The sequence below is a fragment of the Citrobacter sp. RHBSTW-00944 genome (genome assembly GCF_013615435.1).
Lineage (GTDB): Bacteria > Pseudomonadota > Gammaproteobacteria > Enterobacterales > Enterobacteriaceae > Citrobacter > Citrobacter braakii.
Window position 1 is genome coordinate 219961 of record NZ_CP055418.1, and the last position, 12175, is coordinate 232135.

Consider the following 12175-nt stretch of genomic DNA (forward strand, 5'->3'; position numbering starts at 1 on the left):
AATTCGCCTCCGTGCTGTGTTACGGCGATGCTCGCATACTTCAGTATGCTTCGCACCACCGCGCCTTGCCCGGAAACGAATTAGGGTACAGAGATTAGCATTTACGATGGGGTTATAGCTCAGCTGGGAGAGCGCCTGCCTTGCACGCAGGAGGTCTGCGGTTCGATCCCGCATAGCTCCACCATCCTTTACTGCAAAAACACAAGAAAACTTCAGAGTGTACCTGAAAAGGTTCACTGCGAAGTTTTGCTCTTTAAAAATCTGGATCAAGCTGAAAATTGAAACGACACACTGTTTCATTTCTCCGTAAACAAGAAATGAAAAGCGGTGTGTTCGAGTCTCTCAAATTTTCGCAACACTGAAGTGTTTTACGAAACATCTTCGGGTTGTGAGGTTAAGCGACTAAGCGTACACGGTGGATGCCCTGGCAGTCAGAGGCGATGAAGGACGTGCTAATCTGCGATAAGCGTCGGTAAGGTGATATGAACCGTTATAACCGGCGATTTCCGAATGGGGAAACCCAGTGTGATTCGTCACACTATCATTACGTGAATACATAGCGTAATGAAGCGAACCGGGGGAACTGAAACATCTAAGTACCCCGAGGAAAAGAAATCAACCGAGATTCCCCCAGTAGCGGCGAGCGAACGGGGAGCAGCCCAGAGTCTGAATCAGCATGTGTGGTAGTGGAACGGTCTGGAAAGTCCGGCGATACAGGGTGATAGTCCCGTACACAAAAGTGCATGTGTTGTGAACTCGAAGAGTAGGGCGGGACACGTGGTATCCTGTCTGAATATGGGGGGACCATCCTCCAAGGCTAAATACTCCTGACTGACCGATAGTGAACCAGTACCGTGAGGGAAAGGCGAAAAGAACCCCGGCGAGGGGAGTGAAAAAGAACCTGAAACCGTGTACGTACAAGCAGTGGGAGCCTCTTTATGGGGTGACTGCGTACCTTTTGTATAATGGGTCAGCGACTTATATTCTGTAGCAAGGTTAACCGAATAGGGGAGCCGAAGGGAAACCGAGTCTTAACTGGGCGTTAAGTTGCAGGGTATAGACCCGAAACCCGGTGATCTAGCCATGGGCAGGTTGAAGGTTGGGTAACACTAACTGGAGGACCGAACCGACTAATGTTGAAAAATTAGCGGATGACTTGTGGCTGGGGGTGAAAGGCCAATCAAACCGGGAGATAGCTGGTTCTCCCCGAAAGCTATTTAGGTAGCGCCTCGTGAACTCATCTTCGGGGGTAGAGCACTGTTTCGGCTAGGGGGTCATCCCGACTTACCAACCCGATGCAAACTGCGAATACCGAAGAATGTTATCACGGGAGACACACGGCGGGTGCTAACGTCCGTCGTGAAGAGGGAAACAACCCAGACCGCCAGCTAAGGTCCCAAAGTCATGGTTAAGTGGGAAACGATGTGGGAAGGCACAGACAGCCAGGATGTTGGCTTAGAAGCAGCCATCATTTAAAGAAAGCGTAATAGCTCACTGGTCGAGTCGGCCTGCGCGGAAGATGTAACGGGGCTAAACCATGCACCGAAGCTGCGGCAGCGACACTATGTGTTGTTGGGTAGGGGAGCGTTCTGTAAGCCGTTGAAGGTGTGCTGTGAGGCATGCTGGAGGTATCAGAAGTGCGAATGCTGACATAAGTAACGATAATGCGGGTGAAAAACCCGCACGCCGGAAGACCAAGGGTTCCTGTCCAACGTTAATCGGGGCAGGGTGAGTCGACCCCTAAGGCGAGGCCGAAAGGCGTAGTCGATGGGAAACAGGTTAATATTCCTGTACTTGGTGTTACTGCGAAGGGGGGACGGAGAAGGCTATGTTAGCCGGGCGACGGTTGTCCCGGTTTAAGCATGTAGGCGGAGATTCCAGGTAAATCCGGAGTCTTGTTAACGCTGAGGTGTGATGACGAGGCACTACGGTGCTGAAGTAACAAATGCCCTGCTTCCAGGAAAAGCCTCTAAGCATCAGGTAACACAAAATCGTACCCCAAACCGACACAGGTGGTCAGGTAGAGAATACCAAGGCGCTTGAGAGAACTCGGGTGAAGGAACTAGGCAAAATGGTGCCGTAACTTCGGGAGAAGGCACGCTGATATGTAGGTGAAGTGATTTACTCATGGAGCTGAAATCAGTCGAAGATACCAGCTGGCTGCAACTGTTTATTAAAAACACAGCACTGTGCAAACACGAAAGTGGACGTATACGGTGTGACGCCTGCCCGGTGCCGGAAGGTTAATTGATGGGGTTATCCGTAAGGAGAAGCTCTTGATCGAAGCCCCGGTAAACGGCGGCCGTAACTATAACGGTCCTAAGGTAGCGAAATTCCTTGTCGGGTAAGTTCCGACCTGCACGAATGGCGTAATGATGGCCAGGCTGTCTCCACCCGAGACTCAGTGAAATTGAACTCGCTGTGAAGATGCAGTGTACCCGCGGCAAGACGGAAAGACCCCGTGAACCTTTACTATAGCTTGACACTGAACACTGGTCCTTGATGTGTAGGATAGGTGGGAGGCTTTGAAGTGTGGACGCCAGTCTGCATGGAGCCAACCTTGAAATACCACCCTTTAATGGCTGGTGTTCTAACGTAGACCCGTAATCCGGGTTGCGGACAGTGTCTGGTGGGTAGTTTGACTGGGGCGGTCTCCTCCTAAAGAGTAACGGAGGAGCACGAAGGTTAGCTAATCCTGGTCGGACATCAGGAGGTTAGTGCAAAGGCATAAGCTAGCTTGACTGCGAGAGTGACGGCTCGAGCAGGTGCGAAAGCAGGTCTTAGTGATCCGGTGGTTCTGAATGGAAGGGCCATCGCTCAACGGATAAAAGGTACTCCGGGGATAACAGGCTGATACCGCCCAAGAGTTCATATCGACGGCGGTGTTTGGCACCTCGATGTCGGCTCATCACATCCTGGGGCTGAAGTAGGTCCCAAGGGTATGGCTGTTCGCCATTTAAAGTGGTACGCGAGCTGGGTTTAGAACGTCGTGAGACAGTTCGGTCCCTATCTGCCGTGGGCGCTGGAGAATTGAGGGGGGCTGCTCCTAGTACGAGAGGACCGGAGTGGACGCATCACTGGTGTTCGGGTTGTCATGCCAATGGCATTGCCCGGTAGCTAAATGCGGAAGAGATAAGTGCTGAAAGCATCTAAGCACGAAACTTGCCCCGAGATGAGTTCTCCCTGACCCTTTAAGGGTCCTGAAGGAACGTTGAAGACGACGACGTTGATAGGTCGGGTGTGTAAGCGTAGCGATACGTTGAGCTAACCGATACTAATGAACCGTGAGGCTTAACCTTACAACGCCGAAGGTGTTTTGGCGAAAGAGAAGACATCATTTTCAGTTTGATTACAGATTACATCGACATGCGAAAAGCGTGTTGATAAACAGAATTTGCCTGGCGGCTGTAGCGCGGTGGTCCCACCTGACCCCATGCCGAACTCAGAAGTGAAACGCCGTAGCGCCGATGGTAGTGTGGGGTCTCCCCATGCGAGAGTAGGGAACTGCCAGGCATCAAATAAGTGAAGAAGCCCATCCTGCCGGATGGGCTTTTTTGCGTCTGCAGGGAGTGAAAACTGCCGGAGGTGGCCTCCCGCCTTATCCGGCCAACGTCTGTTATTACCGGATACGGGGCCTGTAAACCTTATTCTGATTGTGATTGCTGCTCCTAAGCTTCCATAAAACAAGCCATCCTGCTGCATATACGGTAAACTAAGCGCGATTTTGCATCAGGAAAGCGTCTATGAATCACTCCCTTAAAGCCTGGAACACCTTCGGTATCGATCAACACGCTAATGTGCTTGTCTGTGTCGAAAATGATCAACAACTACTAAATGCCTGGCAATCAGCCAATGCATCACATCATCCAGTGCTAATCCTGGGCGAAGGGAGTAACGTCCTGTTTCTTGATGCCTTCCATGGAACGGTGATCGTCAACCGTATCAAGGGAATAGCGATTACAGAACAACCTGATGCGTGGCATTTGCACGTAGGCGCGGGTGAAAACTGGCATCATCTGGTAGAGCATACGCTGCAGCAAAGCATGCCCGGGCTGGAAAATCTGGCGCTGATCCCCGGCTGCGTAGGTTCATCGCCAATCCAGAATATTGGTGCCTATGGCGTAGAACTGCGGCGCGTCTGTGAATACGTGGACTGCGTAGAGCTTTCGACCGGCAAACATCTGCGTGTCAGCGCCGCAGAATGCCGATTTGGTTACCGCGACAGTATCTTCAAACATGAGTACCAGGATCGTTTCGCGATTGTAGCTGTTGGTCTGCGCTTACCTAAACAGTGGCAACCCGTTCTCACTTACGGTGACCTGACGCGTCTTGATCCTGCCACGGTAACGCCTCGGCAGGTTTTTGATTCTGTTTGCCATATGCGCACCACAAAACTGCCCGATCCAAAAGTAAACGGTAATGCGGGGAGCTTCTTTAAAAACCCGGTTGTCACCGCGGACATTGCGCAGGAGCTCCTGGCGAAATTCCCGACTGCACCTCATTACCCGCAGGCTGATGGCTCTGTGAAACTGGCTGCTGGCTGGCTTATCGATCAATGTCAGCTAAAAGGCATGCGCATTGGTGGTGCAGCGGTACATCAGCAGCAGGCACTGGTGTTGATTAATGCAGGCCATGCTACGAGTCAGGATGTGGTGCAACTGGCGCATCACGTACGCCAAAAAGTCGGTGAGAAATTCAATGTCTGGCTTGAACCGGAAGTCCGGTTTATTGGCCCACTGGGTGAAGTGAATGCCGTGGAGATCGTTGCATGAAGGATAATACCGTCCCCCTGACGCTTATTTCATTATTATCCGATGGCGAATTTCAATCTGGTGAGCAACTCGGTGAAAAGCTGGGAATGAGCCGTGCGGCAATCAATAAACATGTCCAGACGCTACGTGACTGGGGTGTTGATGTATTTACTGTCCCTGGTAAAGGATACAGCTTACCTGAACCTATCCAGCTATTAGATTCATCACTTATTTATTCTCAGCTGGATGGCGGGAATATAACGGTCCTGCCGGTTATCGACTCAACCAATCAGTACCTGATGGATCGAATTGGTCAACTGGAGTCAGGGGATGCCTGCGTCGCTGAGTATCAGCAGGCCGGTCGTGGTCGTCGTGGACGTAAATGGTTCTCTCCCTTTGGCGCCAATCTGTACCTTTCAATGTTCTGGCGACTGGAACAAGGACCGGCAGCCGCGATTGGCCTGAGCCTGGTGATTGGTATTGTCATGGCTGAGGTTTTACGCGATCTGGGCGCGGATAAAGTGCGTGTTAAATGGCCGAACGATCTCTATTTACTCGACCGTAAACTGGCAGGGATCCTGGTTGAACTCACCGGAAAAACGGGCGATGCCGCACAGATTGTTATTGGGGCGGGTATAAACATGTCCATGCGTCGGGTTGAGGAGAATGTGGTTAATCAAGGCTGGATTAATCTGCAGGAGGCGGGTATTACCATTGACCGCAATACTCTGGCTGCCCGACTGATCCGCGAGCTGCGCGCTGCCCTGGTACTGTTTGAGCATGAGGGCCTGGCGCCGTATTTGTCCCGCTGGAGGGCGCTGGATAACTTTATCGACCGCCCTGTTAAACTCATTATTGGTGATAAAGAAATATTTGGCGTATCTCGTGGAATAGATGCGCAAGGTGCATTACTACTCGAACAAAATGGCGTGATAAAACCCTGGATGGGTGGGGAAATATCGCTTAGAAGCGCTGAATAATAAGAAGGGGAGCTATGGCTCCCCTTTATTTTTTTATTTTCGTAATCTGACTTGCTCAACGGCATGATTGGCGCTTTTCGTCATGATTAAGCTGGCTCGCTCACGCGTTGGTAAAATATTCTGTTTTAAATTCAACCAGTTGATTTCTTTCCACAGCGATGTGGCCGTGTTGATTGCCTCGTCTTCCGACAATTTCGCATAGTTATGGAAATAAGAGTCTGGGTTGGTAAATGCCCCTTCGCGGAATTTCAGGAAGCGGTTGATATACCACGTCTGGAGTAATTCTTCTGGCGCATCCACATAAATAGAAAAGTCGACAAAGTCAGAAACAAATACATGATGTGGATCGTGAGGATAGTCCATCCCGCTTTGTAATACATTGAGCCCTTCGAGGATTAATATGTCAGGCTGGGCAACGGTTTTGTCGCCATCAGGGATCACATCATAAATCAGATGAGAATAGACCGGTGCCGTAACGTTTGGGACGCCAGACTTTAGATCGGAAACGAATTTAACCAGACGGTGCATATCATAGGACTGAGGAAAGCCTTTCTTCTTCATGAGCCCACGATCTTTCAACACCTGGTTAGGATGAAGAAAACCGTCAGTAGTGATCAGCTCAACCTTACGATGTTCGGGCCAGCGACTCAGTAACGCTTGCAACACACGTGCAGTCGTACTTTTGCCGACGGCGACGCTGCCAGCAATGCTAATAATATAAGGAATACGCTCGCCGTTGGTGCCTAAAAATTGCTCCAGCACAGCCTGACGCCGCAGGTTCGAACTGATGTAAAAATTTAGCAAACGCGATAATGGTAAATAAATCTCAGCAACTTCTTCCAGCGATAAGTCTTCGTTAATGCCTTTCAGACGAGCAATCTCTTCCTCGGTCAGAGTCATCGGCACGGAATCACGAAGCGCAGCCCACTGGTTGCGATCAAACTGTAGGTAAGGCGACGTTAACGCTTGCTCTTTTATACTCATACGCATGGTCTGGCTGTCATTGCTATATCAGGTCTGCGGTAAAAAACGAAATCATCCCCGGTACGCAATGGCACGCACATTTCAGTTAATTTGGACAATGGGCAGGAGGGTAACACCAGATGGGAGGGAATAATAAGAAAAAATCGTCCCCTGAAACGCAATGTGACGGCTATTCCAGATGTATAAAGATGCACTTTCTCTCTATTGATAACGGCATGCCGGAGCAAAATGCCTTCAGGGAGCGCGGCTGACGTTGGAAATTTGTTCAATTCGAAGAAGAAATAGATTATTTATCGGTCGCATAGCGCAAAATGTGAGCGATAGAACATTTTATGCAATTTTTTAGTTGCATGAGTGCGCATGTCTCCATAAAATGCGCGCTACTTGATGCCGACTTAGCTCAGTAGGTAGAGCAACTGACTTGTAATCAGTAGGTCACCAGTTCGATTCCGGTAGTCGGCACCATCAAGTCCGGTGGGGTTCCCGAGCGGCCAAAGGGAGCAGACTGTAAATCTGCCGTCACAGACTTCGAAGGTTCGAATCCTTCCCCCACCACCACTTTCTGGCAGCGTTATCGCCGCCTGAGTTGGTTAAAAAATTAATCAGCTCGAATAAAAAAGAGAGAAATCTCTTTTTTATTACAGAAAGAACTGGGTAGCCGAGTTTCAGGATGCGGGCATCGTATAATGGCTATTACCTCAGCCTTCCAAGCTGATGATGCGGGTTCGATTCCCGCTGCCCGCTCCAGACGTGCTGATATGGCTCAGTTGGTAGAGCGCACCCTTGGTAAGGGTGAGGTCCCCAGTTCGACTCTGGGTATCAGCACCACTTCACTTCTCCTTCCCGTTTCTCTCTGTTTACTTTTAAAAGCATTCAACAGCTCAGGCATATGGCTTGGTTGATGTGGTGATATCACCGATTTATCCGTGTCTTAGAGGGACAATCGATGTCTAAAGAAAAATTTGAACGTACAAAACCGCACGTTAACGTCGGTACTATCGGCCACGTTGACCATGGTAAAACAACGCTGACCGCTGCAATCACTACCGTACTGGCTAAAACCTACGGTGGTGCTGCTCGTGCATTCGACCAGATCGATAACGCGCCGGAAGAAAAAGCTCGTGGTATCACCATCAACACTTCTCACGTTGAATATGACACCCCGACTCGCCACTACGCACACGTAGACTGCCCGGGCCACGCCGACTATGTTAAAAACATGATCACCGGTGCTGCGCAGATGGATGGCGCGATCCTGGTTGTTGCTGCGACTGACGGCCCGATGCCGCAGACTCGTGAGCACATCCTGCTGGGTCGTCAGGTAGGCGTTCCGTACATCATCGTGTTCCTGAACAAATGCGACATGGTTGATGACGAAGAGCTGCTGGAACTGGTAGAAATGGAAGTTCGTGAACTTCTGTCTCAGTACGATTTCCCGGGCGACGACACTCCGATCGTTCGTGGTTCTGCTCTGAAAGCGCTGGAAGGCGAAGCAGAGTGGGAAGCGAAAATCATCGAACTGGCTGGCTTCCTGGATTCTTATATCCCAGAACCAGAGCGTGCGATTGACAAGCCGTTCCTGCTGCCTATCGAAGACGTATTCTCCATCTCCGGTCGTGGTACCGTTGTTACCGGTCGTGTAGAGCGCGGTATCATCAAAGTTGGTGAAGAAGTTGAAATCGTTGGTATCAAAGAGACTGCTAAGTCTACCTGTACTGGCGTTGAAATGTTCCGCAAACTGCTGGACGAAGGCCGTGCTGGTGAGAACGTTGGTGTTCTGCTGCGTGGTATCAAACGTGAAGAAATCGAACGTGGTCAGGTCCTGGCTAAGCCGGGCTCTATCAAGCCGCACACCAAGTTCGAATCTGAAGTGTACATTCTGTCCAAAGACGAAGGCGGCCGTCATACTCCGTTCTTCAAAGGCTACCGTCCGCAGTTCTACTTCCGTACTACTGACGTGACTGGTACCATCGAACTGCCGGAAGGCGTTGAGATGGTAATGCCGGGCGACAACATCAAAATGGTTGTTACCCTGATCCACCCAATCGCGATGGACGACGGTCTGCGTTTCGCAATCCGTGAAGGCGGCCGTACTGTTGGTGCGGGCGTTGTTGCCAAAGTAATGAGCTAATTGCCGAATAACATTTGACGCAATGCGCAATAAAAGGGCATCATTTGATGCCCTTTTTGCACGCTTTCACACCAGAACCTGGCTCATCAGTGATTTTATTTGTCATAATCATTGCTGAGACAGGCTCTGAAGAGGGCGTTTAGTCCGAAACGCACCAGAGCATTTCGGTTTGGATCGCCTCGCTTACGCGGGGTGAAAATGTTTGTAGAATACTTCTGACAGGTTGGTTTATGAGTGCGAATACCGAAGCTCAAGGAAGCGGGCGCGGCCTGGAAGCGATGAAGTGGGTTGTTGTCGCTGTATTGCTGCTTGTAGCTATCGTTGGCAACTACCTCTATCGTGACATGATGCTGCCGCTGCGTGCGCTGGCCGTAGTGATTCTGATTGCCGCAGCGGGTGGTGTCGCGCTGTTGACAACAAAAGGTAAAGCGACCGTTGCTTTTGCCCGTGAAGCGAGAACCGAAGTCCGTAAGGTCATTTGGCCAACTCGCCAGGAAACATTGCACACCACATTAATTGTGGCTGCGGTTACCGCAGTAATGTCACTGATCCTGTGGGGACTGGATGGTATTCTGGTTCGCCTGGTATCCTTTATCACTGGCCTGAGGTTCTAAGATGTCTGAAGCCCCTAAAAAGCGCTGGTACGTCGTTCAGGCGTTTTCCGGTTTTGAAGGCCGCGTAGCTACATCGCTGCGCGAATATATCAAGTTACAAAATATGGAAGAGCTGTTTGGCGAAGTCATGGTGCCGACCGAAGAAGTGGTCGAAATCCGTGGCGGTCAGCGTCGCAAGAGCGAACGTAAATTCTTCCCGGGCTATGTATTGGTCCAGATGGTGATGAATGACGCAAGCTGGCACCTGGTGCGCAGCGTGCCGCGTGTGATGGGCTTTATCGGCGGTACTTCTGACCGTCCGGCGCCGATCAGCGACAAAGAAGTTGATGCGATCATGAACCGTCTGCAGCAGGTTGGCGACAAGCCGCGTCCGAAAACGATGTTTGAGCCAGGTGAAATGGTTCGCGTTAGCGACGGTCCGTTCGCTGACTTTAACGGCGTGGTTGAAGAAGTGGACTACGAGAAGTCTCGTCTGAAAGTTTCCGTATCTATCTTCGGTCGTGCGACTCCAGTTGAACTGGACTTCGCTCAGGTTGAAAAAGCCTAACACCCCGATCAAAAAAGCGACGATTTAAGCGTTGCACAAGGCGCGAGATTGGAATACAATTTCGCGCCTTTTGTTTTTATGGAAACTATCCGTAAAACGAATTTAATCACGGGGAGCCTCCTTGAGGCGTTATAACCCAACTAGAGGAATTTAGAATGGCTAAGAAAGTCCAAGCCTATGTCAAGCTGCAGGTTGCAGCTGGTATGGCTAACCCGAGTCCGCCGGTAGGTCCTGCACTGGGTCAACAAGGCGTGAACATCATGGAATTCTGCAAAGCGTTCAACGCTAAAACTGATTCCATGGAAAAAGGTCTGCCAATCCCGGTTGTTATCACCGTTTACGCTGACCGTTCTTTCACTTTCGTTACCAAAACGCCTCCGGCAGCAGTTCTGCTGAAGAAAGCGGCTGGTATCAAGTCTGGTTCCGGCAAGCCGAACAAAGACAAAGTGGGTAAAATTTCCCGCGCTCAGCTGCAGGAAATCGCGCAGACCAAAGCTGCCGACATGACTGGTTCCGACATTGAAGCGATGACTCGCTCCATTGAAGGTACTGCACGTTCCATGGGCCTGGTAGTGGAGGACTAAGAAATGGCTAAACTGACCAAGCGCATGTCCGTGATCCGTGACAAAGTTGATGCTACTAAGCAGTATGACATCAACGAAGCTATCGCTCTGCTGAAAGAGCTGGCCACTGCTAAATTCGTAGAAAGCGTGGACGTTGCTGTTAACCTCGGCATCGATGCTCGTAAATCTGACCAGAACGTACGTGGTGCAACTGTACTGCCGCACGGTACTGGCCGTTCCGTTCGCGTAGCCGTATTTACCCAGGGTGCAAACGCTGAAGCTGCTAAAGCTGCAGGCGCTGAGCTGGTAGGTATGGAAGATCTGGCTGAACAGATCAAGAAAGGCGAAATGAACTTTGACGTTGTTATTGCTTCTCCGGATGCAATGCGCGTTGTTGGCCAGCTGGGTCAGGTTCTGGGTCCGCGCGGCCTGATGCCAAACCCGAAAGTTGGTACCGTAACTCCTAACGTTGCTGAAGCTGTTAAGAATGCTAAAGCTGGTCAGGTTCGTTACCGTAACGACAAAAACGGCATCATCCACACCACCATCGGTAAAGTGGATTTTGACGCTGACAAACTGAAAGAAAACCTGGAAGCTCTGCTGGTTGCGCTGAAAAAAGCAAAACCGACTCAGGCAAAAGGCGTGTACATCAAGAAAGTTAGCATCTCCACCACCATGGGTGCTGGCGTTGCCGTTGATCAGTCCGGTCTGACTGCGACTGTGGCGAACTAATATTCGCCTTTACGTGGGCGGTGATTTTGTCTACAATCTTACCCCCACGTATTCTGCTAATTGCAGACGTATATCTGAGATATTCAGGCTGTGGCAAGGCGGTCAACGCCACTACAGATTGAATAGCGACAGATAGAAAAGATTTGTTCGTTGGAGCCTGGCCTAATCCAGGCCTCCGTCGAAGACCGCAGGTGTTTCGTAAGAAACTTAATGCCCTGCGTAGACGGTGACAGAACGCTAAGATTATTTCTGATACTCTGGCTTGTTTCTGCTCACCGTATTTAGACGCTCTCTCCGTTGGGGGGGAGTGAAGTGAGTTCCGGAACATGAGTTCCGGCAAACATCCAGGAGCAAAGCTAATGGCTTTAAATCTTCAAGACAAACAAGCGATTGTTGCTGAAGTCAGCGAAGTAGCCAAAGGCGCGCTGTCTGCAGTAGTTGCGGATTCCCGTGGCGTAACTGTAGATAAAATGACTGAACTGCGTAAAGCAGGTCGTGAAGCTGGCGTATACATGCGTGTTGTTCGTAACACCCTGCTGCGCCGCGTCGTTGAAGGTACTCAGTTCGAGTGCCTGAAAGACACGTTTGTTGGTCCGACCCTGATTGCATACTCTATGGAACACCCGGGCGCTGCTGCTCGTCTGTTCAAAGAGTTCGCGAAAGCGAATGCAAAATTTGAGGTCAAAGCCGCAGCCTTTGAAGGTGAGTTGATTACGGCATCGAATATCGATCGCCTGGCAACTCTGCCGACCTACGAAGAAGCAATTGCACGCCTGATGGCAACCATGAAAGAAGCTTCGGCTGGCAAACTGGTTCGTACTCTGGCTGCTGTACGCGATGCGAAAGAAGCTGCTTAATCGCAGTTATCTTTGT

General features: G+C 50.6%; 9 protein-coding genes, 5 tRNA genes, 2 rRNA genes and 1 pseudogene. 15 read left to right on the forward strand and 2 right to left on the reverse strand.

Annotated elements, in window-relative coordinates; translation table 11 throughout:
- Positions 1-108: 108 nt before the first annotated feature.
- From HV334_RS01070 to birA, 5 genes are all read left to right on the forward strand, one after another.
- Positions 109-184 (forward strand) — tRNA-Ala (locus HV334_RS01070).
- A gap of 208 nt (positions 185-392) precedes the next feature.
- A 23S ribosomal RNA gene (locus HV334_RS01075) occupies positions 393-3299 on the forward strand.
- 98 nt (positions 3300-3397) lie between these two features.
- Positions 3398-3513: ribosomal RNA gene (rrf, locus tag HV334_RS01080) — 5S ribosomal RNA — on the forward strand.
- Between the two features lie 230 nt (positions 3514-3743).
- Positions 3744-4772, forward strand: a complete 1029-nt coding sequence (gene murB, locus HV334_RS01085) for a UDP-N-acetylmuramate dehydrogenase (RefSeq protein ID WP_181221073.1) — start codon at positions 3744-3746, stop codon at positions 4770-4772.
- Positions 4769-5731 carry a bifunctional biotin--[acetyl-CoA-carboxylase] ligase/biotin operon repressor BirA gene (gene birA / locus HV334_RS01090; protein WP_103767370.1) on the forward strand — a complete coding sequence of 321 codons (963 nt, stop codon included), beginning with the start codon at positions 4769-4771 and terminating at the stop codon, positions 5729-5731. The genes murB and birA overlap by 4 nt, the downstream gene beginning before the upstream one ends.
- 33 nt (positions 5732-5764) lie before the next feature.
- On the opposite strand, the gene coaA is transcribed toward birA, so the two are convergent.
- Together coaA and HV334_RS25200 are read right to left on the reverse strand one after the other, a co-directional pair.
- A complete protein-coding gene (gene coaA / locus HV334_RS01095; RefSeq protein WP_003031107.1) occupies positions 5765-6715 on the reverse strand; it encodes a type I pantothenate kinase in 951 nt (316 codons plus the stop codon).
- 301 nt (positions 6716-7016) lie between these two features.
- Positions 7017-7085 (reverse strand): annotated as a pseudogene (locus HV334_RS25200) (hypothetical protein); the annotation flags it as partial.
- A gap of 19 nt (positions 7086-7104) precedes the next feature.
- On the opposite strand from HV334_RS25200, the gene HV334_RS01100 reads away from it, so the two are divergent.
- The 10 genes from HV334_RS01100 to rplJ all read left to right on the forward strand — a co-directional run bounded on the left by HV334_RS01100 (position 7105) and on the right by rplJ (position 12159).
- Positions 7105-7180, forward strand: a tRNA-Thr gene (locus tag HV334_RS01100).
- 8 nt (positions 7181-7188) lie between these two features.
- Positions 7189-7273: transfer RNA gene (locus HV334_RS01105), tRNA-Tyr, on the forward strand.
- A gap of 114 nt (positions 7274-7387) precedes the next feature.
- Positions 7388-7462 (forward strand) — tRNA-Gly (locus HV334_RS01110).
- Between the two features lie 5 nt (positions 7463-7467).
- Positions 7468-7543 (forward strand) — tRNA-Thr (locus HV334_RS01115).
- Positions 7544-7661: 118 nt separating this feature from the next.
- Positions 7662-8846, forward strand: coding sequence for an elongation factor Tu (gene tuf / locus HV334_RS01120; RefSeq protein WP_003031109.1), 1185 nt, complete (start codon positions 7662-7664; stop codon positions 8844-8846).
- Between the two features lie 230 nt (positions 8847-9076).
- Positions 9077-9460, forward strand: coding sequence for a preprotein translocase subunit SecE (gene secE, locus HV334_RS01125; protein ID WP_003033128.1), 384 nt, complete (start codon positions 9077-9079; stop codon positions 9458-9460).
- Between the two features lies 1 nt (position 9461).
- Positions 9462-10007 carry a transcription termination/antitermination protein NusG gene (nusG, locus tag HV334_RS01130; protein ID WP_003033125.1) on the forward strand — a complete coding sequence of 182 codons (546 nt, stop codon included), beginning with the start codon at positions 9462-9464 and terminating at the stop codon, positions 10005-10007.
- A 155-nt stretch (positions 10008-10162) separates the two neighbouring features.
- A complete protein-coding gene (gene rplK, locus HV334_RS01135) occupies positions 10163-10591 on the forward strand; it encodes a 50S ribosomal protein L11 (protein ID WP_003033122.1) in 429 nt (142 codons plus the stop codon).
- 3 nt (positions 10592-10594) lie between these two features.
- Positions 10595-11302 carry a 50S ribosomal protein L1 gene (rplA, locus tag HV334_RS01140; protein WP_016155300.1) on the forward strand — a complete coding sequence of 236 codons (708 nt, stop codon included), beginning with the start codon at positions 10595-10597 and terminating at the stop codon, positions 11300-11302.
- A 359-nt stretch (positions 11303-11661) separates the two neighbouring features.
- Positions 11662-12159 carry a 50S ribosomal protein L10 gene (gene rplJ, locus HV334_RS01145; protein ID WP_005132895.1) on the forward strand — a complete coding sequence of 166 codons (498 nt, stop codon included), beginning with the start codon at positions 11662-11664 and terminating at the stop codon, positions 12157-12159.
- Positions 12160-12175 lie beyond the last annotated feature (16 nt).